The sequence below is a fragment of the Kitasatospora sp. NPDC094019 genome, from assembly GCF_044764505.1.
In the GTDB taxonomy this organism is placed as follows: domain Bacteria; phylum Actinomycetota; class Actinomycetes; order Streptomycetales; family Streptomycetaceae; genus Kitasatospora.
Genome location: NZ_JBIWIF010000008.1, coordinates 346,724 through 367,177, shown reverse-complemented (window position 1 = coordinate 367,177; position 20,454 = coordinate 346,724). Strand labels below are relative to the sequence as shown.

22 protein-coding genes are annotated in these 20,454 nt (G+C 73.6%); 9 read left to right on the top strand and 13 right to left on the bottom strand.

Annotated elements, in window-relative coordinates; translation table 11 throughout:
* Positions 1 to 73 precede the first annotated feature (73 nt).
* Entirely contained in the window at positions 74 to 757 is a 684-nt protein-coding gene (locus ACIQ9P_RS20795; RefSeq protein WP_402357814.1) for a hemolysin III family protein, read from the top strand.
* Here ACIQ9P_RS20795 and ACIQ9P_RS20790 read toward each other — a convergent pair.
* Complete coding sequence (locus ACIQ9P_RS20790) at positions 728 to 1,258, bottom strand: hypothetical protein (RefSeq protein ID WP_402357811.1); 531 nt, start codon at positions 1,256 to 1,258, stop codon at positions 728 to 730. The genes ACIQ9P_RS20795 and ACIQ9P_RS20790 overlap by 30 nt on opposite strands.
* A gap of 308 nt (positions 1,259 to 1,566) precedes the next feature.
* On the opposite strand from ACIQ9P_RS20790, the gene ACIQ9P_RS20785 reads away from it, so the two are divergent.
* Positions 1,567 to 3,216: an MFS transporter gene (locus tag ACIQ9P_RS20785; protein WP_402357808.1), complete on the top strand. Its 1,650-nt coding sequence runs from the start codon at positions 1,567 to 1,569 to the stop codon at positions 3,214 to 3,216.
* Between the two features lie 8 nt (positions 3,217 to 3,224).
* On the top strand, positions 3,225 to 3,881 hold the full coding sequence (locus tag ACIQ9P_RS20780; RefSeq protein ID WP_402357805.1) for a TetR family transcriptional regulator: 657 nt from the start codon (positions 3,225 to 3,227) through the stop codon (positions 3,879 to 3,881).
* Between the two features lie 81 nt (positions 3,882 to 3,962).
* On the opposite strand, the gene ACIQ9P_RS20775 is transcribed toward ACIQ9P_RS20780, so the two are convergent.
* Together ACIQ9P_RS20775 and ACIQ9P_RS20770 are read right to left on the bottom strand one after the other, a co-directional pair.
* Complete coding sequence (locus tag ACIQ9P_RS20775; RefSeq protein ID WP_402357802.1) at positions 3,963 to 4,835, bottom strand: hypothetical protein; 873 nt, start codon at positions 4,833 to 4,835, stop codon at positions 3,963 to 3,965.
* A gap of 8 nt (positions 4,836 to 4,843) precedes the next feature.
* A complete protein-coding gene (locus tag ACIQ9P_RS20770; protein ID WP_402357799.1) occupies positions 4,844 to 5,512 on the bottom strand; it encodes a papain-like cysteine protease family protein in 669 nt (222 codons plus the stop codon).
* Between the two features lie 263 nt (positions 5,513 to 5,775).
* Between ACIQ9P_RS20770 and ACIQ9P_RS20765 the strand changes: the two genes are divergently transcribed.
* On the top strand, positions 5,776 to 6,708 hold the full coding sequence (locus ACIQ9P_RS20765; protein ID WP_402357796.1) for a hypothetical protein: 933 nt from the start codon (positions 5,776 to 5,778) through the stop codon (positions 6,706 to 6,708).
* 65 nt (positions 6,709 to 6,773) lie between these two features.
* On the opposite strand, the gene ACIQ9P_RS20760 is transcribed toward ACIQ9P_RS20765, so the two are convergent.
* From ACIQ9P_RS20760 to mca, 5 genes are all read right to left on the bottom strand, one after another.
* On the bottom strand, positions 6,774 to 7,538 hold the full coding sequence (locus tag ACIQ9P_RS20760) for a sterol desaturase family protein (RefSeq protein ID WP_402357793.1): 765 nt from the start codon (positions 7,536 to 7,538) through the stop codon (positions 6,774 to 6,776).
* Between the two features lie 116 nt (positions 7,539 to 7,654).
* Positions 7,655 to 8,551, bottom strand: a complete 897-nt coding sequence (locus ACIQ9P_RS20755; protein ID WP_402357790.1) for a GNAT family N-acetyltransferase — start codon at positions 8,549 to 8,551, stop codon at positions 7,655 to 7,657.
* 42 nt (positions 8,552 to 8,593) lie between these two features.
* Positions 8,594 to 10,660 (bottom strand): thioredoxin domain-containing protein, encoded by a 2,067-nt coding sequence (locus tag ACIQ9P_RS20750; RefSeq protein WP_402357787.1) that lies wholly within the window; start codon positions 10,658 to 10,660, stop codon positions 8,594 to 8,596.
* 42 nt (positions 10,661 to 10,702) lie between these two features.
* Positions 10,703 to 10,894 (bottom strand): hypothetical protein, encoded by a 192-nt coding sequence (locus ACIQ9P_RS20745; RefSeq protein WP_030307612.1) that lies wholly within the window; start codon positions 10,892 to 10,894, stop codon positions 10,703 to 10,705.
* Between the two features lie 49 nt (positions 10,895 to 10,943).
* Entirely contained in the window at positions 10,944 to 11,849 is a 906-nt protein-coding gene (mca, locus tag ACIQ9P_RS20740) for a mycothiol conjugate amidase Mca (RefSeq protein ID WP_402357784.1), read from the bottom strand.
* 241 nt (positions 11,850 to 12,090) lie between these two features.
* On the opposite strand from mca, the gene ACIQ9P_RS20735 reads away from it, so the two are divergent.
* Together ACIQ9P_RS20735 and greA are read left to right on the top strand one after the other, a co-directional pair.
* A complete protein-coding gene (locus ACIQ9P_RS20735; RefSeq protein WP_402357781.1) occupies positions 12,091 to 12,501 on the top strand; it encodes a DUF4307 domain-containing protein in 411 nt (136 codons plus the stop codon).
* 361 nt (positions 12,502 to 12,862) lie between these two features.
* A complete protein-coding gene (greA, locus tag ACIQ9P_RS20730) occupies positions 12,863 to 13,363 on the top strand; it encodes a transcription elongation factor GreA (RefSeq protein WP_030397059.1) in 501 nt (166 codons plus the stop codon).
* A gap of 129 nt (positions 13,364 to 13,492) precedes the next feature.
* On the opposite strand, the gene ACIQ9P_RS20725 is transcribed toward greA, so the two are convergent.
* The 3 genes from ACIQ9P_RS20725 to ilvA all read right to left on the bottom strand — a co-directional run bounded on the left by ACIQ9P_RS20725 (position 13,493) and on the right by ilvA (position 16,733).
* On the bottom strand, positions 13,493 to 14,350 hold the full coding sequence (locus tag ACIQ9P_RS20725) for an ABC transporter permease (protein WP_402357778.1): 858 nt from the start codon (positions 14,348 to 14,350) through the stop codon (positions 13,493 to 13,495).
* 1 nt (position 14,351) lies between these two features.
* Entirely contained in the window at positions 14,352 to 15,389 is a 1,038-nt protein-coding gene (locus ACIQ9P_RS20720) for an ATP-binding cassette domain-containing protein (protein ID WP_402357775.1), read from the bottom strand.
* Positions 15,390 to 15,521: 132 nt separating this feature from the next.
* A complete protein-coding gene (gene ilvA, locus ACIQ9P_RS20715; protein ID WP_402357772.1) occupies positions 15,522 to 16,733 on the bottom strand; it encodes a threonine ammonia-lyase in 1,212 nt (403 codons plus the stop codon).
* A 122-nt stretch (positions 16,734 to 16,855) separates the two neighbouring features.
* Between ilvA and ACIQ9P_RS20710 the strand changes: the two genes are divergently transcribed.
* Entirely contained in the window at positions 16,856 to 17,335 is a 480-nt protein-coding gene (locus ACIQ9P_RS20710) for a MarR family winged helix-turn-helix transcriptional regulator (RefSeq protein ID WP_402357769.1), read from the top strand.
* Positions 17,336 to 17,424: 89 nt separating this feature from the next.
* Here ACIQ9P_RS20710 and ACIQ9P_RS20705 read toward each other — a convergent pair whose 3' ends face one another.
* On the bottom strand, positions 17,425 to 18,582 hold the full coding sequence (locus tag ACIQ9P_RS20705; protein WP_402357766.1) for a cystathionine gamma-synthase: 1,158 nt from the start codon (positions 18,580 to 18,582) through the stop codon (positions 17,425 to 17,427).
* A gap of 131 nt (positions 18,583 to 18,713) precedes the next feature.
* Between ACIQ9P_RS20705 and msrA the strand changes: the two genes are divergently transcribed.
* Positions 18,714 to 19,385, top strand: coding sequence for a peptide-methionine (S)-S-oxide reductase MsrA (msrA, locus tag ACIQ9P_RS20700; RefSeq protein ID WP_402357763.1), 672 nt, complete (start codon positions 18,714 to 18,716; stop codon positions 19,383 to 19,385).
* Between the two features lie 119 nt (positions 19,386 to 19,504).
* The gene (locus tag ACIQ9P_RS20695; RefSeq protein WP_402357760.1) at positions 19,505 to 19,873 is read left to right on the top strand and encodes a cupin domain-containing protein; all 369 of its coding nucleotides are present in this window, start codon (positions 19,505 to 19,507) and stop codon (positions 19,871 to 19,873) included.
* An 18-nt stretch (positions 19,874 to 19,891) separates the two neighbouring features.
* On the opposite strand, the gene ACIQ9P_RS20690 is transcribed toward ACIQ9P_RS20695, so the two are convergent.
* Positions 19,892 to 20,407 carry a DUF1203 domain-containing protein gene (locus ACIQ9P_RS20690; RefSeq protein ID WP_402357757.1) on the bottom strand — a complete coding sequence of 172 codons (516 nt, stop codon included), beginning with the start codon at positions 20,405 to 20,407 and terminating at the stop codon, positions 19,892 to 19,894.
* Between the last annotated feature and the right edge of the window lie 47 nt (positions 20,408 to 20,454).

Below are 20,454 nucleotides of genomic sequence, written 5' to 3'. Positions count from 1 at the left end.
CAAAACGTCCAAGTCGTGATGAGCGCCACTTCCTACGGCCGGGTAACCTACGGATCCGTAGGTAGCGGGTAGCATGCGGCTCATGACTGCTGAGCTCCTGGAGAGCGCGGAGCCTGCGCCGGTCAAGCCGAAATGGCGCGGCTGGCTGCACGCCGGAATGTTCCCCGCCACGGTGGCCGCCGGGATCGTGCTGATCTGCCTGGCCGAACCCGGGCCCGCGAGAGCCGCGTGCGCGATCTACTCGGCCAGCGCCTGGCTGCTCTTCGGGGTCAGCGCGGTCTACCACCGGTTCACCTGGGGCCCGCGCGGCGACGCCGTCCTGCGGCGGCTGGACCACGCGAACATCTTCCTGATCATCGCCGGCACCTACACACCGTTCACCATCCTGCTGCTGGACGGCGCCGCCCGGCAGGTGCTGCTCTGGGCGGTCTGGGGCGGTGCGCTGGCGGGAATCGCGTTCCGGGTCTTCTGGGTCGGCGCGCCGCGCTGGCTGTACACGCCGGTGTACCTCGCGCTGGGCTGGGCCGCCGCGTTCTACCTGCCGGACTTCCTGCACAAGGGCGGCGTCGCGGTCCTGGTGCTGATGATCGTCGGCGGGGTGCTCTACAGCATCGGCGGGGTGGTGTACGGGCTCAAGCGGCCCGACCCGTCACCGCGCTGGTTCGGCTTCCACGAGGTGTTCCACGCCTTCACCCTCGGGGCCTTCATCACCCAGTACATCGGCGTCTCACTGGCGGCCTACAGCGCGGCCGGCTGAACCCGGCGCCCCGTGGCGGGCGGTCGGCCGGTCGTGCGACCGGACGGCCGCCCGTTCCGCCGTCCACTCCCGGACCGGGCGCTCGCGCGTCCCGCGGTCGTGCGGCGCCCACTCGTGCGACCCGCGCTCGTGCGGACCCTCGCGCCGGGGCTCGCGCGGCCGGTCATGGCGGTCGTGCGCGCGGGGGGTCCGCGACTGGCGCCCGGCCTGTCGCGCGTCGATCGCCTCCCGGGCCCGGCGGCAGCGCTCGCAGTGCGCGGCGTCCACCAGGCCGTTCGCCGTCCGGTGGGCCTTCGGCGCCGCCCGGCGGTCCGGCGCGGGCGCCTGGCGCAGCAACTGCCAGCGCTGGCCCACGTACACCATCAGCAGCAGCACCTCGACCCCGGCGACCACCAGCACCAGCGCGGCGCCGTTGATCAGATAGGCCGCGACCACGGCCAGCGCCGAGGCCACCACCACTGCGGCGCCCCAGATCTGGGCACCCGACTCCCGATCGGCCATTACGGCTTCCCCTTCCTGCGCCGGGCTCGTGGTCGGCCCGTGCCGCCCCACCCCTTCTCCGCTCTCGGCACGCACCGGCCCGCACTGACCGACGGCCACATGGTATCTACCGACAGTCACCCGTAACCGCACGAAAGCGGCGAACGACAGATCAACGTTGCGTCAATTCCCCGTGCGGAACGCGCACTTCCAGGACACATCACAGAGAGTAGCCGACTCGGCGCCATGGTTCGGCATTGACGGCGGGCATCTTTTGAGAGTTACTGTCATTTGACAGCGACTCCCTTCGCCGGCCTCCGGAGGTACCCGTGTCCACCCCGCCCACCGACCAGGCGGCCCCACCCGGGCCGGACCCGCGGCGCTGGCTCGCCCTGGTCGCGGTCGCCCTCAGCGTTCTGGTCATCAGCTTCGACATGACGGTCCTGAACGTGGCCCTGCCCACGCTCGCCTCGCAGCTCCAGGCCACCACCGGGCAGCAGCAGTGGATCGTCGACTCCTACACCGTGGTGTTCGCCGCCGTGATGCTCCCGGCCGGGCTGATCGGCGACCGCTTCGGCCGCCGCTTCACCCTCACCCTGGGCCTCGCCCTGTTCGGCATCGCCTCGGCCGTCGGCATGCTGGCCGACAGCCCCGGCACACTGATCGCCGCCCGGGCCTCGATGGGCCTCGCCGGCGCACTGGTCATGCCGATGTCCATGGCGGTGATCCCCGGCCTCTTCCCGCCCGCCGAGCAGCGCCGCGCCACCGCGATCCTGGCCGCCGCGCTGGCCGTCGGCACCCCGCTCGGACCGCTGATCGGCGGCTTCCTGCTCCAGCACTTCTGGTGGGGCGCGATCTTCGCGATCAACCTGCCGCTGGTCGTGATCGGCATCACCGCCTGCACGCTGCTGCTGCCGGAGACCCGCAACCCGGCCGCGCCCCGGATCGACCTGCCCGCCACCCTGCTCGGCGCGGCCGGACTGGCCGCGCTCACCTACGGCATCATCGAGAGCCCCGAACGCGGCTGGGGCGACCCGCTGGTGCTCGGCACCGTCGGCGGCGCGCTGGTCGCGCTCACCGCGCTGGTCCTGCGCAGCCGGACCAGGCCGGACCCGATGCTCGATCTGGCCCTGCTCGCCGACGGCGGCTTCCGCTGGTCGACCGTGGCCGCGACGCTGGTGTCCCTGGTCCTGTTCGGCGCCTTCTTCGTCCTCCCGCTGTACTTCCAGAGCGTGCTCGGCGCCGACGCCTTCGGCACCGGCCTGCGGCTGATGCCGATGATGCTCGGCCTGATGGTCGCCGCCCGGCTCAGCGACCGGCTCGTCGCCAGGACCGGCCCCCGGACGGTGATCGTCCTGGGGCTGGCGCTGCTGGCCGGCGCGCTGCTGCTCGGCAGCCGCACCGAGGTCTCGGACGGCTACGGGCTCGCCGCCGTCTGGCTCACCCTGCTCGGGGTCGGCATGGGCCTGTCCCTGATCACCGCGCAGGCCACCGCCCTGCTCACACTGCCGCCCGCCCGGGCCGGTGTCGGCTCCGGGCTGCTGCAGACCTTCCGGCAGGTCGGCGGCGCGATCGGGGTCGCCGTCTTCGGCAGCCTGCTGGCCGACTCCTACCGGGGGGCGCTGGACACCGGCGGGCTCGGGGAGCACCTCGCCGAGCTGGCCGGGCGCTCGGTGGTGGCGGCCGACGCGGTCGCCGCCTCGACCGGGGACTCCGCCCTGGCCGCCTCGGCGCACGGCGCCTACGTGCACGGGATGACGGTCGTGCTGCTGGTCTCCGGGGTGATCGCGGCGCTCTCGGCGGTGCTGGTGGCGCTGCGGATGCCGGCCGCCGAGCCGACCGGGGCCGCCGGGGAGGCCGGGACCGCGGTCGGAGCCGCCGGAGCCGCCGCGTCCGCGCCCGCCGGAGCGCCGGGAGGGCCCGGTGAGCCGTCGGGAGGGCCCGGGGAGGCCGTCGTGCCCGCGACCGATCACGGATAATCGAAGACATGAACGCACCGCAGTCGGCAACGGCACCTCCGACCGGACCGGGCAACCCGATCCAGGCGATGCTGGAGGCGCCGTTGTCGCTGCGCGAGCGGAAGAAGCTGAAGACCCGCCAGACCATTCGCCGCGAGGCTTACCGGCTGATCGCCGAACAGGGCTACGAGAACACCACGGTCGACCAGATCGCGGCCGCCGCCGAGGTCTCCCCGTCCACCTTCTTCCGGTACTTCGCCACCAAGGAGGACCTCGTCCTCACCGACGAGTACGACCCGGCGATGATCGAGGCCCTGCTCGCCCGCCCCGCCGACGAACCGTTCCTGCGGTCCTGCCGGGAGGCAGTCATCGGGCTGATCCGGCAGCTGCTGGAGCACGAGCGCGAGGAACTGCTCGTCCGGATGCGGCTGACCAGGGACGTGCCCGCGCTGCGCGCCCGGATGATCGACACCGGCAACGAGCCGCAGCGGCTCTACCTCACCGCGCTCACCCGGCGGGCCGGAGTGCGGGAGCCCACCTTCGCGATGCGGATCACCGCCGCCGCGATCGGCGCGGCCACCACCGAGACCGTGCTGCAGTGGGCCGAGGGCGGCGGCGCCGAGGACATCGCCGAACTCGTCGACCGCTCCTTCGCGATCCTGGAGGACGGCTTCGCCGGGTCGTGACGCACGGCAGGACCGGCGGCGGGGCTCGATGCCCCACCGCCGGTCCACCGCCCGGGCCGATCCGCAGCCCGGACCGTTCGGCTACCCGCGCCGAGCCGCCACCCGCACCGCGACCCGGCGCCGGAACGCCAGGCCCGCGCCCGCGAGCGCGGTGACGCCCAGGGCCGCGCCCGCCGTCACGGCCGGCAACGCGGTGCCGCCGTCCGCCGGAACGCCGGCGGCCTGCGGGGCGCCCGGCTCGTAGCCGCCGCCCTTGCCCGCCCGGTCGTACGCCGAGCCGGGCAACTTGTCGCCGTACCGCTGCCGGACCAGCCCCTGGTACCCGGCCAGGCTCACCCCGGCCGCGCCCACCGACCGGCGCGCCTCGTCGTCCAGCGGCAGCACCCGGCCGTCCCGCAGCACGTACCAGGCGTTGATCTGCGGCTCGCGGAACGCCGTCCCGCCTCCACCGGCCGCCGCCCGCGCCGCGTAGTCGCTCTCGTCGCCGCCGGTGGCGATGTTGACGACCCGCCAGTCACCGTTCTGCTCGACCGTCCAGACCGAGGCGACCCGACCGTCCGCCGCGACCACCTTGCTCGCGGTGAACTCGGCCCGGGCCACCGGGGCGCCCGGGGTGCCGGACACGAAGTCCGCGTCCAGCAGGTACACCGGCACGGTGTCACCGGCCAGCCTGGGCGCGGCGGCGGCCGCCGCCGACGCCTCCTCGGCCGCCCCGACGGCGAGGTCCTTGCCCGCCGGAGCGCCCTTGCGGGCGAAGAACCGGCCCAGCTGGTCCAGCACCGCCGGTGCCTGCACCGCGCCCCTGGCCCGGGCCAGCTCCGCCGCGGGCACCGGTTCCGGCACCCCCGCGGGTCCGGCCGCCGAGGCGGCCGGGGCGAGGGCCAGACCGAGGCCGGCCGCCAGCAGGACGACCGCCGCGCCGCGGACGGCCGCGGCATCACGCATGCTGCTCATGTCGCCCCTCACGCGCCGATCCGGTACAGGGAGTGGGTCCAGGAGAACGTGCCGTTCGACACGTAGTAGTTGAAGTCCGCCCAGTTGTAGCGGTTGTTGGACGGCCACGGGTCGCCCCAGTAGACCCAGTTGTTGGAGGTGTCGAAGCCGTAGAGCACGTGCATGTGGCCACCGCCGGAGCTCCACTGGATCCGGGTCTCGATCGGCCGGTTGGCGTTCACCTCGGTCTGCACCGTGCTGTAGCGCAGGTAGCCGGTGACGTAGGAACCCGGGTTGATGCCGATCCAGCTCAGGCCGTTCTGCACATCGCCCAGCGTGGCCTGGCTGTTGGGGCAGCTGGAGTTGATCGAACGGCCGAACGCGGCGTTGCAGAACTGGTTCTGGCTGTAGGTGTAGCCGAACCAGGTGGCGATGGTGTTGCCGCTCGCCGCCCAGCACCAGTTGGTCTGCTGTTGCTGCTGCATGGTGATGTTGAGCTTCTTGAACGTGCCGGCCAGATCGGCCGTGGCGCCCGTGGCGGCGGGTTGCACCCGCTGGGCCCGGGTCTGTGCGGAGGCGGACCAGGCCGTGGGGGTGGCCTGGGCCGGAGTGACGGCCGCGACGCTGAGCGCCGGACCGAGGACGCCGAGTGCGAGCACCGAGACGGTGCGGCGCAGGCGTGTCCGTGCGACTGACATGGGGGATTTCCTCCTTGCGACAGGCAGAGGAGTCGAGAGACGTGGGGGTGCGGTCCGGATCGCGCCACTGAGCATCGCGCTGTTGACATGGCCGGTCAACGCCCCTCGGAACCCCTTCCCCCGGGTGTGAACGGGCCCGCCCCACTGTGAACGCCGGCCCGGAAACCCCCGGCCGTCACGCCCCGACCGGTGACAAACCCCCCTCCACATGTGAATATTCACGACCGACCGGGCCCGCCCCGTCCGCCACCCGAGGAGGCCGCATGCAGCGGACCGACCACCCCGACCTCGCCACCGCGCTGCGGACCGGCCCGTTCCACCTCGCCCTGCGCACCGCCATCGCCGTCCGGGGACTCGCCCTGCACCGGGTCCGGGACCACCTCGCGCTGCGCGGCGTCCACATCGGGGTCACCAGCCTCAGCTACTGGCAGCAGGGCCACCGCCGCCCCGAGCGGCCGGAGTCGCTGCGCGCGGTGAGGGAGTTGGAGCGCGTGCTGGACCTCCCCGCGCACTCCCTCACCAGACTGCTGGGCCCCCGGCGCGGCGCACCCGCCGAGCCGGCCGGCCCGCCCGTCCGTCCCTACCGCGACCTCATCAGCCCGGCCGCCGCCGTCGACGACCTGCTCACCGCGCTGTCCAGCCCGCGTGACACCGGCCTGCACACCATCACCCACATCGAACGGATCCGGATCGGCGCCGACCGCCAGTTGCGGCGCCGCGACTCGCAGCACGCGCTGCGCGCCCACCGCGACGGGATCGACCGCTACCTCGCCATCCACCAGGGCGACCCCGGCAGCGACATCACCCGGGTCGGGGTCCGCGCCGAGGAGAACTGCCGCCCCGGCCGCATCCGCCGCGACCAGGCCCACGACCTGCTGCTCGCCGAACTCCTGCTGGACCGCCGGCTGCGCGCGGGCGACACCCATCTGCTCGGCTACGGCTTCGACGACGCCCCGTCGCCCACCCCCAGCTGCGAGTACGTCCGGGGCTTCAACTCGGGCGCCGGGCAGTACGTCCTCCAGATCACCTTCCACCCGGAGGCGCTCCCGGTCCGCTGCCACCGCTTCGCCCGTCGCTCCCCCGCCGAACGACCCTACGAGACGGAGGAGTTGACCCTCGACGGTCACCACTGCGTCCACCTGGTCGCGACCGCCCTGCGGCCCTGCATCCTGGGGATCAGCTGGGACTGGGAGTAGAACGGGCCGACTGCTCCGGTAGCCGGTCGTACCGACTACCGACTACCGACTACCGGCCGGAGGCCCTACCGGTCGTACCGGCCGGGGTCCGGAGCCGCTCGGCGGGCGTCGTAGCCGGGGTCGACGGTGCCGAACAGCCGGTCCCAGACCGTGGTGTAGAAACCCAGGTTCACCGCGGGGTCCCGGTGGTGGCCGACGTGGAACATCGGCAGCGCCACCCACCGGAACACCGCCAGCCGCCGGACCCCGACCGGGAACGGCTCCACCCCGAGGTGCCCGAGCAGACCGAAGACCAGATTCACGCCGATGTAGCCGACCAGCGCCGCGGCGGACATCCCCGGCCAGAGACAGAGCACCGCGATCCAGGCCCCGCCGAAGCCCAGCACCTCCAGCGGGTGCAGCACGAACAGGGTGGCCGGGCCCGGATCCGGGTAGGCGTGGTGCAGTTCGTGCGCCAGCCGGTAGAGCCGGCGCCGGTGGGCCAGCCAGTGGCCGCCGTACATCAGCGCGTCCATCACCAGTGAGAACAGCAGCAGGTCGGCCAGTGCCCGCGGCCCGGTGTCCGCCGTGAGCCGGATCCAGCCCGCCCGCCAGAGCAGCCAACCGGCCAGTCCCAGCGCCGAGTTGAGCAGCACCGCCACCACCGTCAGCAGCCGTTCGCGGCGGTCCGGCGGCGCGGGGGCCGGGGTCAGCCGCCGGTCACCGAAGCGGCGCACCAGCCAGCCCCCGGCCAGCACGGCCACCACGAACAGCGCGAGGTTGCCGGCCAGCGCACCGGCCGCCACCTCCAGCGGCCCCAGCCCGGCCGCCCGTGCGAGTACCTCGTCCACCGCCACGCCCCCTCCGGCCGTCTGCCCTGCCTGCTCCGGCCGCCCCACCGGTCCGACGTCCTCCCGGTGCCGGCGGTTCCCGGGCTCCGCGGCCGTCCGCCGCCGGGCGGCGGACCTCAGTCGCCGAAGGCCAGCTCCACGCAGTCCTCCACCGGCCGGTAGCCGATCTGCTGGTAGATCGAGTTGCTGGTCGGATTGGCGAGGTCGGTGTAGAGCAGCACCTCCGCCGCACCCAGGGCGAGGGCGGCGGCCGAGGCTGCCGCCGTGACGCCGCTGGCGTAGCCCCGGCCCCGGGCATCGGCCGGGGTGTAGACCGGACCGATCCGCGACATCCCGGCGATCACCGCACTGGCCCCCGCCACCGCGACCGGCCGCCCGTCGTCCTCCCACAGGTGCAGCTGGCCGGCGGCGGTCCGGTCGTCCACCGCCGTCGCGAGGTTGGGTATCCGGATGTCCACCTCCTCGGCGAACTCGGCGAACCAGCGGATCAGCAGCTCGCGGTCGTCCGCTGCGGCCAGCCGGGACCGGCCGGACGGCGGGCGCGGCGGGTCCGTCAACTCACCCAACCGGTAGAGCCGTTCGTTCGTCCGGACGGTGCTCGTGGTGCCGGTGGCCCCGGCCCAGGCGGCCCCGAAGGCCAGCGTCGCCGCCGCGCCGCCGCCCGCTCCGGTGATCGCCGCGGGCCCGGCCGGGGCGGCGGCCGGCCCGGTCTCCCGCCCGCCGGCCGGATCGGTGGCCAGTTCGGTCGCCAGCTCGGCCGCGGCGGACTCCGGCATCAGCCCCAGCCGCGGGGTGAACGGCGGCGTGTGCACGAACGCGCCGCCGACCGGTCCCTCCGGTTCGGCGCGCCACCAGCCGAACACCGGCACGCCGTCGCCGTAGTAGTGCGGACCGCTCGTCGCCAGCCGGTCGGTGATCGTGAGCAGGACGGTGTTCCGGGCCGGGTGCGCGGCGAGGAATTCGCCGGCCCGGGCGCGGAACTCGTCGAGGGAACTGCTGATGGTCCAGGGCATGGCCCATCCTCCCCCGTCTCCCCCGGCCCCACCACCGCTTTCCTACTGTTCGGCCGCCTCCTGGAACACGCCCAGCCGGGCCGCGAGGACGCCCGGATCGGTGGTCGGGGCGTCACAGGTGAAGTGGCGGCAGACGTACGCGGCGGGCGCGCCGTCGACCAGCGGCCGGCCGGCCAGCAGTGGGACGTCGTCGCTGCCCGCGCCCGGCTCGCCGAACGCGACCACCGCGCCGGGCGCGGTGCCCAGCAGCGCGGTCCGGTGCAGCGCGACCGTCGCCGGGTCGCCGGCCGGACCGATCACCGCGACCTCGCGCGGCCCGTCGACCAGCGCCTCGGCCGCCGCCAGACCCCAGCCGACGAACCGGGGCGCACGCGGGGCCAGCGCCCCGACGATGCCCAGCGCCCGCTCGGCGGCGGTCCGGTGACGGTCCGAACCGGTGTAGGCGGCGTAGCCGAGCAGTGCGTTCGCGGCCGCGGTCCAGCCGGACGGGGTCGCGTTGTCGGTCGGGTCCTGCGGGCGCCGGATCAGCTCCTCCGCGTCGTCGGCGGTGTCGTGGAGGGCACCGGTCGCCTCGTCGGCGAAGTGCTTGAGCACGGTGTCGAGCAGCCCCCCGGCCAACTGGAGCCACTCCGCCTCCCCGGTGACGGCGTACAGCGCGAGGAAGCCCTCGGCGGTGTCGGCGTAGTCCTCCAGCACACCCGCGTTGGCGCCGGGGCGGCCGTCGCGGGAGGTGCGCAGCAGCCGGCCGTCGGAGGTGAGGTGGACGGCGAGCAGCAGATCGGCGGCGCGTTCGGCGGCGGCGACGAGGTCGGGGCGCTCCAGCAGGGCGCCGGTCTCGGCGAGGGCGGCGATCGCCAGGCCGTTCCAGGCGGCGACGACCTTGTCGTCCCGGGCGGGCGCCGGGCGCTCCGCGCGTGCCGCCAGCATCCGCGCCCTGATCGTCTCGTACTCGGCCCGGTCCTCGGGGTCGGCGAGGAGCTGGAGCACGGAGGTGCCGTGTTCGAAGGTGCCCTCGGCGGTGACGGAGAACAGCCGGGCGGCGGTGGCCGCGTCGGCCGGACCGAGCAGGTCGACCAACTGGCCCGGCTCCCACACGTAGTACGCGCCCTCACTGCTGGCGCCGGTCTCCTCGTCGAGGCTGTCGGCGTCCAGCGCCGAGGCGAACGCGCCCTCGGGGGTGCGCAGTTCGCGCAGCAGGAAGTCCGCCGTGGAGAGCGCCGTCCGCCGGGCCAGCGGGGAGCCGGTCGCCCGCCACAGGTGCAGGTAGGCGCGGAGCAGCAACGCGTTGTCGTAGAGCATCTTCTCGAAGTGCGGCACCACCCACGCGGCGTCCACCGCGTACCGGGAGAAGCCGCCGCCGAGCTGGTCGTGGATCCCGCCGCGGGCCATCGCCTCCCCGGTGCGGACGGCCATCTCCAGCGCCGCCCCGGAACCGGTCCTGGCGTGGTGGCGCAACAGGTACTCGACCACCATCGCCGGCGGGAACTTCGGCGCCCCGCCGAACCCGCCGTGCCGCTCGTCGAACTCCCGGCCCAGCCCGACCAGCGCCCCGTGCAGCCCCGCCTCGTCGGGCGCCGTGTGCACCCCGCTGCCGACCCCGTACACGGAGGCCCGCTCGGCCAGATCCGCCCGGATCCGACCGGCCACCTCACCGACCTCGTCCCGCCGGTCCCGCCACGCCGCGTGCACCCCCTCCAGCACCTGCCGGAACGAGGGCATCCCGTGCCGCGGCTCCGGCGGGAAGTACGTCCCGAAGTAGAACGGCTCCTTCTCCGGAGTCAGGAAGACGGTCATCGGCCACCCGCCCTGCCCGGTCGCCGCCTGCACCGCCTCCATGTAGACGGCGTCGACGTCCGGCCGCTCCTCCCGGTCCACCTTCACCGCGACGAACCGCTCATTGAGGTACGCCGCCGCCCCCTCGTCCTCGAACGACTCATGGGCCATCACATGGCACCAGTGACAGGCGGCGTACCCGACCGACAGCAGCACCGGCACCCCCCGCCGCTCCGCCTCCGCGAACGCCTCGGGCCCCCAGGGCCACCAGTCCACGGGGTTGTCGGCGTGCTGCTGCAGGTACGGCGACGTGGCGTCGGCGAGGCGGTTCGGCATGCCCCCCATCCTTGCGCATCGGCGCCCGGGAGGGGGCGTGGCTCACTCCTTGGGGGCCTCCGGCTCCTCGGCGAAGTCGACCTTCTTGAACTGGCGGTTCATCGACTTGGCCAGGAACCAGGTGGCCACGCCGAGGGCGGCGAAGACGACGAAGCCCAGCAGGCCGGGGGTGACCTTGGCGTCGTCGACGGCGAGCTCGGCGGCGAGGTGGGTGAGGTTCACGGGGGCGCTCATATCTCTATGGTGGCCCGGCTCACGGGGAGCCGGGCCGTCGGGGGGTGCTTCAGTCCCGCGTGTCGGCCGACTCGGCCGTCAGGCTGGGGGTCCGCAGGCCGGCGAAGAGGTCGGCCTCCGGCAGGTCCACGTCGACCAGGGTACGGGCGAGCTCGTAGTCCTCGGTGGGCCAGACCTCGCGCTGGACCTCCAGCGGGACGCGGAACCACGGGCCGTCCGGGTCGATCTGGGTGGCGTGCGCGATCAGCGCGCGGTCCCGGGTCTCGAACCAGTCGTCGCAGCGGACCCGGGTGGTGATCTCGCGCTCCTTGCGGCCGCTCTTCTCCCAGCCGGCGATCCACTCGCCGTAGGGGGACTCGTGGCCGTTCTCGCTGAGGTACTTGTGCAGGGCGCGGATGCGGCCCATCGGGAAGCCGTGGTTGTAGTAGAGCTTCAGCGGCTGCCAGGGCTCGCCGGCCTCGGGGTAGGCGTCGGGGTCCCCGGCGGCGTCGAAGGCCACCATGGTGATCTTGTGGGTCATGATGTGGTCGGGGTGCGGGTAACCGCCGTTCTCGTCGTAGGTCGTGATGACCTGCGGCTTGAACTCCCGGATCAGGCGGACCAGGGGCTCGGCCGCCTCCTTGACGTCCTGGAGGCCGAAGCAGCCCTCGGGCAGCGGGGGCAGCGGGTCGCCCTCCGGCAGGCCCGAGTCCACGAAGCCCAGCCACGCCTGCTTGATCCCGAGGATCGCGCGGGCCTCGTCCATCTCCTTGCGCCGTACCTCGTGGATGTTCTCCTCGATCTCCGGCTTGCCCTGCAGCTTCGGGTTGAGGACCGAACCGCGTTCCCCCCCGGTGCAGGTGGCCACCAGCACGTCCACCCCCTGGTCGACGTACATGGCCATGGTCGCCGCGCCCTTGCTGGACTCGTCGTCCGGGTGTGCGTGCACCGCCATCAGTCGCAACTGCTCAGTCAACGCGTGCGTTCCTTCCACAAATCTCCGGGCGTCCCGTCGCTATCCGGTCTGCCCACCGTCCGAGCCGCTCTCGGGGCCGCGTCACCGCGGGACCGGCCGCCGCGCCGGGCGCCGACACGACCGAGCCCCGCCCCCGCCGGACCGGCCGCGGGCGTGCCCCTCCTATAGTGACGGACTGGAGGAGCCCCGCATTCCCCCGCACCACCCGCGCGGCCTCCTCCTCACGAGAGGACTGAGCCCCATGAGTGCTGGCACCCGGACCCCGCGGCTCCCCGAGGGGCGCTACGGGCGGCGCGGCGACCGCGAGACCGACCGCCGGCTCAAGGTGGTCGGAGCGGTCTGCGCGGTGCTGGCGCTGGGCCTGATCGCCTGGCTGGGCAGCTCGTACCTGATCCGCGAGACCCGGATCAACGGCACCGTGCCGACCTTCCAGGCGCTCTCGGACAGCGAGCTCCAGCTGCACCTGGCGGTGCGCAAGACCGACGGCACGGCCGGCAGCTGCACCGTCCGCTCGCAGGGCGAGGACGGCGCGGTGGTCGGGGTCGCGGACTTCCCCGTACCGGCGGCGGGAACCGGCTACGACGCGGTGGTCAGCCTGCGGACGACCGCCCGCGGCACCACCGCCGAGCTGCTGGGCTGCACCCCCGCTTAACCCCGGGACCAGCTTCCGGACGCCGGCCCCCGGACGGCGGCCCGCAGCTCCGGAGAGCCCGACCCGCCCGGGAATTCATCGGCGGCCACCCCCGTGGTCGGCGCATATTCACCCGGGTGGACGGGCATCCGTAGGGGAGTCGCCCGCCGATCCGGTACACCTCGGCGCAATGCCGCCGTCAATGGCGCGCCAACGACCCTCCCGATTGTCGGCAGGAGTTGTTAGGCTCGTGGTTTCGCCCCTTCCGCACCAGCTGGTACGGGAGCGGGCGTTGCTTTGTAGTTAAGACCGTTATCAGCACCGCCCTACGCGCTGACGACTGACACCCTCAGCACAGCCCCAGCACCTACGAGGAGCACCCGTGACCCAGACCAGCGAGAACGTGACCTGGCTCACTCAGTCCGGTTACGACCAGCTCAAGGCCGAGCTGGATCACCTGACCGGCCCCTGGCGGATCGAGATCGCGCAGAAGATCGAGGCCGCGCGTGAGGAGGGTGACCTCAAGGAGAACGCCGGCTACCACGCGGCCAAGGAGGAGCAGGGCAAGTACGAGCTGCGGATCCGCCAGCTCACCCAGCTCCTGGAGCGCGCCAAGGTCGGCGAGGCCCCGGCCGACTCGGGCGTGGTGGCGCCGGGCATGGTCGTCACGGTCGCCTTCGACGGCGACGTGGACGACACGATGAAGTTCCTGCTGGGCTCGCGCGAGGTGGCCGGCGACGACGACCTGGAGATCTACTCGCCGCAGTCCCCGCTGGGCCGCGCCATCGACGCGAAGACGATCGGCGACGAGGCGACGTACGAGCTGCCGAACGGCAAGCGCGCCATGGTCAAGATCATCGAGGTCAAGCCCTACACCGGCTGACCCCGCCCCGCCGGTCCGGCGGACGAGCGGAAGGGCGGCCGTGGCATCTGCCACGGCCGCCCTTCGCGCACCCGGGGCCCGCCGGGCCGGGCCGGGCCGGCCCCGGGCGGCAGGGGGTCCCGCCCCGGCTCAGCCGGCGGCCGAGCGGTACTTGCGCACCGAGAGCCAGGAGAACACCGCGATGATCGCCAGCGACCAGAGCACCGACATCAGCTCCGCGTGCTGCATCGGCCAGACGTCGTCCACCGGCCCGACCTGGTTGCCGAAGAGGTTGCGGCACGCCTGCACGGTGGCGCTGAACGGGTTCCAGTAGGCGATCCCCTGCAGCCAGCCCGGCATCGAGCTGACCGGCACGAAGGCGTTGGAGATGAAGGTCAGCGGGAACAGCCAGATCAGCCCGGCCGAGGTGGCCGCCTCCGGACTGCGCACCGAGAGGCCGATCAGCGCCCCGATCCAGGAGAACGCGTAGCCGAGCAGGAGCAGCAGCCCGAACGCCCCCAGCGCGGACCAGAACCCGTGGTGGATCCGCCAGCCGACCAGCAGGGCCACCACCGCGAGCACCACCAGGGTGAAGGCGGTCTGACAGAGGTCCGCCAGGGTACGGCCGACCAGCACCGACGAGCGGGTCATCGGCAGGGAGCGGAACCGGTCCACCAGCCCCTTGGACATGTCCTCGGCGATGCCGGCCGAGGCGCCGGCCACCGCGAAGGTGACGGTCTGGGCGAAGATGCCGGCCATCAGGAACTGGATGTACGTGGAGGAGCTGGACTGCGTCCCGGGGATCTGGATCGCGCCGCCCATGACGTACGAGAACAGCAGCACGAACATCACCGGCTGCATGAGCCCGAACACCACGATCTCGGGGATCCGGGTCATCCGGCGCAGGTTCCGCTTCGCGACCACCCACGAGTCGTGCAGGACGGCGGCCACGCCCCGGCGCTGCTTGGGCACCGCCCCGCCGATGGCGTGCTCGGTGGCACTGCTCATCTCACCGCTCCTTCCCGGCCGGGACGGCCCGCTCGTCGGTGTCCGGGCCGCCGTCGCGGCCCTTGCCCCGGCCCTTGCCGCCGGCCTCCTCCTGGTCGGCCTCGGTGTGGTGGCCGGTGAGCGAGAGGAAGACGTCGTCCAGGGTCGGCCGGCGCAGGCCGATGTCGTCGATCTCGATCGAGCGGGTGTCCAGCTCGCGGATCACGTCCGCGAGCACCCGGGCGCCGCCGCTGACCGGGACGGTGATCCGGCGGGTGTTCTTCTCCAGCGTCGGCTCGCCCAGCGCGTAGGCGGACAGCGCGGCCACGGCCTCGCCGACCAGGTCGGCCCGGTGCACCACGACCTCGATCCGCTCGCCGCCGATCTGTGCCTTGAGCTGGTCGGCGGTGCCGCGGGCGATCACCCGGCCGTGGTCGACCACCGCGATGTCGTGGGCGAGGCGGTCGGCCTCCTCCAGGTACTGGGTGGTGAGCAGCAGCGTGGTGCCCTGCTCGACGAGGGTCTCGATGACCTCCCACAGGGCGAGCCGGTTGCGGGGATCGAGGCCGGTGGTGGGCTCGTCGAGGAACATCACCGGCGGCCGGACCACCAGGGCGGCGGCGAGGTCGAGGCGTCGGCGCATGCCGCCGGAGTAGGTCTTGGCGGTGCGGTCCTTGGCCTCGGTGAGGTTGAACCACTCCAGCAGTTCGAGCGCCCTGGCCTTGGCCGCGCGGACCGGCATCTGGTAGAGCTCGCCGACCATCTGGAGGTTCTCGAAGCCGGTGAGGTACTCGTCGACCGCCGCGTACTGGCCGGAGAGGCCGATCAGGCTGCGGACCCGGTTCGGGTGTTTGAGGACGTCGACGCCGGCCACCGTGGCGCGGCCGGAGTCGGGCTGGAGCAGGGTGGTGAGGACACGCACGGTGGTGGTCTTGCCGGCGCCGTTCGGGCCGAGCAGCCCGAGCACCGTGCCCTCGGGGACGTCGAGGCTGACGCCGTCCAGGGCTCGTACGTCGCCGAAGGTCTTCACCAGGTTCTCGGCTTGGATGGCTGGCGCCATGGGCCTGCCTCATCTCCTCGGGGAGGGCGGAAGGGCGGGGACGACTGCGCGGGACAACATGTGGTCTGTCCACTCTGCCCCCATTCCGGGTGGGCCAGCGACTCCGGAGCCCCGCGCCGGTACCCCGGCCCGCTACCCGGAGACCACGTACCCCGCGTCCCGCAGCTCGCCGAGCACCGCCGCGCAGTGCTCCGGTCCCTTGGTCTCCAGGTGCAGGTCCACCTCCACCTCGGTCAGCCCCAGCCGGGGGTCGACCCGCACGTGCGCCACGTCCAGCACATTGGCGTCGACCCGGGTCAGCACCCCGAGCAGCCCCGCCAGCGCCCCCGGCCGGTCGGCCAGCCGCACCCGCAGCGAGAGGTACCGGCCGGCGGCCGCCAGTCCGTGCCGCAGCACCCGCTGCATCAGCTGCGGATCGATGTTGCCGCCGGAGAGCACCGCCACCACCGGCCCCTCGAAGGAGTCCGGCCGCTCCAGCAGGGCCGCGATCGGCGCCGCCCCGGCCGGTTCCACCACCAGCTTCAGCCGCTCCAGACCGAGCAGCAGCGCCCGGGACAACGAGTCCTCGGACACGGTGCGGACCCCGTCCGCCAGGGTGTTGACGATCTCGAACGGCACGTCCCCGGGCCGGCCCACCATGATCCCGTCGGCCATGGTGGCGAACCGCTCCAGCGAGACCGGCCGCCCCGCCGCCAGCGAGGGCGGGTACGCGGCGGCCGCCGCCGCCTGCACCCCCACCACCCGGACGTCCGGCCGCAGCGGTTTCACCGCCGCCGCGATCCCGGCCAGCAGGCCGCCGCCGCCCACCCCGACCAGCACGGTCCGCACCTCGGGGCACTGCTCCAGGATCTCCAGCCCGACCGTGGCCTGCCCGATCACGATGTCCCGGTGGTCGAACGGGTGGATGAACACCGACCCGCTCGCCTCCGCGTACCGCTGGGCGGCCAGCAGAGCCTCGTCCACGGTCGTCCCGTGCAGCCGCACCTCGGCGCCGTACTCCCGGGTCGCCGCGACCTTCGGCAGCGGCGCGGCCAGCGGCATGAAGACGGTGGAGCGCACCCCGAGCAGCGAGGCCGCCAGCGCCACGCCCTGGGCGTGGTTGCCGGCACTGGCCGCGACCACCCCGCCCGCCCGCTGCACCGGCGAGAGGCCCGCGATCCGGACGTACGCCCCGCGCAGTTTGAACGAGCCGGTGCGCTGGAGGTTCTCGCACTTCAGGTGGACCGGAGCGCCGACCAGCGCGGACAGGTGGCGACTGCCCTCCATCGGCGTCGTCCGGGCCACCCCGGCGAGCATCTTCTGGGCGCCGCGGACATCGTCGAGGGTGATCGGCCAGCTGTGCATGACAGCAGCCTAGAGCTCCGCGACGCGCCGTCCGGGGACGTCGGCCCTGTTCCCGGGCCCGCCCGGCCCGCGTACGCTGCTGGTTCTGAGCCTCTCTCACCGCATGACGATCGTGAGCCGCGATGACGACGACCTCGCCCCTGGCCTCCGACCTCAACGACCCCGTGCACACGCAACTCCAGTACCAGCTGGCGCTGTTCGCCCGCAGAATGGAACAGGTCCGCGGATCCGACGGAGTGGCCGCCCTGGTACGGGCCGCCTACCTGCTGCTGGAGCGGCTGGAGCGGCTCGGACCCGCCAACGTCAAGGCCCTGGCCGACGCGCTGGGGGTCGACTCCTCCACCGTCACCAGGCAGGTCGCCCCGCTGGTCGCGGCGGGCCTGGTCGGCCGGGTGCAGGACCCGGCCGACCGGCGCGCCGTCCGGCTCGCCCTGACCCCGCTCGGCGCCGACCGCCTGGCCGAAGTCCGGGCGGGGCGGACGGAGTTGACACGCCAGCTGGTCGCCGACTGGCCGCCCGAGGAGCAGCAGGTGTTCTGCGCCCTGCTGGCCCGCTTCAACCACTCGATGGAGTCGTACTCGGCGGGCCGGCAGGGCTGCTAGGGCCTGTCTCCTGGATTTTGTCGGATCAGGCGAGGGTCCAGGAGACAGGCCCTGGGGCCGCTCCCGGAGGGGCGGACCCGCGGGCGCCGCTACTTGCCCAGCGCCTGGCGGAGGTCGGCCAGCAGGTCGTCGATCGACTCGATGCCGACGGAGACCCGCACCAGGTCGGCCGGCACCTCCAGCGCCGAACCCGCCACCGAGGCGTGCGTCATCCGGCCCGGGTGCTCGATCAGCGACTCCACGCCTCCCAGCGACTCACCGAGGGTGAACAGCTCGGCCCGGTTGCAGACCTCGACCGCCGCCTCCTCGCCGCCGGCCACCCGGAACGACACCATGCCGCCGAACGCCTTCATCTGCTTGGCGGCGATGTCGTGGCCGGGGTGCTCGGGCAGGCCCGGGTACAGCACCTGGCTGACCTTGGGGTGGCCCGCCAGCAGCTCGGCGACCTTCTCGGCGTTCGAGCTGTGCCGGTCCATCCGGACGCCCAGGGTCTTGATGCCGCGCAGCACCAGCCAGGCGTCGAACGGGCCGGAGACCGCGCCCATCGCGTTCTGGTGGTAGGCGACCTCCTCGGCCAGACCGGCCTCGGCGACCACCAGGGCGCCGCCGACCACGTCCGAGTGGCCGCCCATGTACTTGGTGGTCGAGTGCACGACCACGTCGGCGCCGAGCGCGATCGGCTGCTGCAGGTACGGGCTGGCGAAGGTGTTGTCGACGACCAGCAGCGCGCCGGCGCCGTGCGCGATCTCGGCCAGCGCGGCCAGGTCGGTGATGCCCAGCAGCGGGTTGGACGGGGTCTCCACCCAGACCGCGCGGGTGTTGGGCCGCAGCGCCTCGCGGACGGTGGCGAGGTCCTGGGTGTTGGCCACGGAGAACTCGACGCCCCAGCGGGTCAGCACCTTGGCGAAGAGCCGGAAGGTGCCGCCGTAGGCGTCGTTGGGGATCACGATGTGGTCGCCCGGCTTGAGGATCGTGCGCAGGAGCGTGTCCTCGGCGGCCAGGCCGGAGGCGAAGGCGAGGCCGCGGGCGCCGCCCTCCAGCGCCGCGAGGCACTCCTCCAGCGCGGTGCGGGTCGGGTTGGCGCTGCGGCTGTACTCGTAGCCGCCCCGCAGGCCGCCCACCCCGTCCTGCTTGTAGGTGGACACCTGGTAGATCGGCGTGACGACGGCCCCGGTCTGGGGGTCTGCTTCCTGACCCGCGTGGATGGCGAGGGTCTCGAAGCCCTGGGGAAGCTGGTGCTCGGTCATGCTCCGAGCGTAGTCGGCGAACGCCCGGCTGCCGCCCGGAAGGCGCCGGGCCGTCGGGGGCGGTGCGGAATCCCCGGGCGGGCGACCGCGTTGGAACGTCCGCAACCCCTGTCGAACCGTTGGAGCAGGCCGTGCTGTTCAACCGCCACAAGACCTCGCTCGTCCCCGCCGACCAGGCCCTGCCCGGCCGGGCGGCCCCCGGCTTCACGCTGCGCGAGCCGCACACCGTCCTCGGTCACCCGCTGACCGGCCCGTACCCCGACGGGTTCGAGGTCGCGGACTTCGGGCTGGGCTGCTTCTGGGGCGCCGAGCGGACGTTCTGGCGGCTGCCCGGCGTCTGGACGACGCTGGTCGGCTACCAGGGCGGCCACACCCCGAACCCGACCTACGAGGAGGTGTGCAGCGGCCTGACCGGGCACACGGAGGCGGTCCGGGTGGTCTTCGACCCGGCGGCGATCTCCTACGAGCGGCTGCTGAAGACCTTCTGGGAGGCGCACGACCCGACCCAGGGCAACCGGCAGGGCAACGACGTGGGCACCCAGTACCGCTCGGCGGTCTACACCCACTCCCCCGCCCAGGCGGCCACCGCGACCGCGACCCGGGACGCCTTCCAGCCGGCACTGACGGCGCTCGGCCTCGGCGCGATCACCACCGAGATCGCCCCGGCCGGCCCGTTCTTCCCGGCCGAGCCGTACCACCAGCAGTACCTGTCGGAGGCCAAGAACCCGAACGGCTACTGCGGTCTCGGCGGCACCGGGGCCAGCTGCCCGATCGGGGTGGCCCGGACGGACTCCCAGGGCTGAGCCACCGGGGTTCCTCCCGGCGCCCCACGGGCGCAGACTGGAGGGACCAGGAGGGCGGCCGCGCCACCCGTCCCGGTGGCGCGGCCGCTCCCGTCCCGAGGAGACCCGAGGAGCCCGCCATGGCCGGTCTCATCCGCAGGAACTTCGACACCGATCCCGAGGAGGTCCGCCCGTTCGAGGCGGACAGCGGCGAGCTGCGCCTGGTCCACCTGGACGCCGGCGGCGTCGGGCGGGCGGTGTTCCGGCCGGGCTGGCAGTGGTCCCGGCACGTCAAGCCGATCGCCGGGACGGACAGCTGCCGGGCCGCGCACGTCGGCTACATGCTCTCGGGACGGCTGAAGATCGTCATGGACGACGGCGAGGAGAGCGAGTTCGGCCCCGGCGACTTCATGGTCTGCCCGCCCGGCCACGACGCCTGGGTGGTCGGCGACGAGTCGGCGGTCGTCCTGGACTGGCAGGGCTACGGGGACTACGCCAAGCGCTCGTGAGCACCAGGCCGGTGGTCGTCAGCCCCGCCGGACCTCGTGCATGAAGCACCCGAACTCCACCGCCCGGACGTGCACCACGGCCACCTCCGGGTCGGCGAGCAGCACCGCCGCGCCCGCCTCGGCGGCCTCCGGCCGCACCACGACGCCGCCGAGGATGTGCCCGCGCCGGTCGTAGGCGCGCAGCACCCGCTGCCCGCCGTGGAAACCCTCCGGCCAGCCCTCCCCCGCCGCCGGGCCCTCGCACGGGCCGTCGTGCACGAACACCGGGCCGAGCTCCTCGTACGGACCGGGCTCGGCCCCGGTCTCCGCGGCCCAGCGCCGCAGCGGCGCGTAGCTCACCAGGGCGATCCGCTCGCCGGCCCGCGCCCGGCTCAGGCAGCAGCGCAGCGGGGCGCCGCCGGTGACGTCGACCGAGCGGACCGGCGGGCGGCCGGCGTCGTCGCGCACCAGCAGGGCGTGGTGCACGGCCGGGTCGACCGCCCGGACGGTCAGTACGGACGGGGCGGGCGGAGCGGGAGGGGTGGTGGTCGTCATGCCTCCACCCTCCCGCCGCCGCCCCCGGGAATCCGGCGGATTTCGGC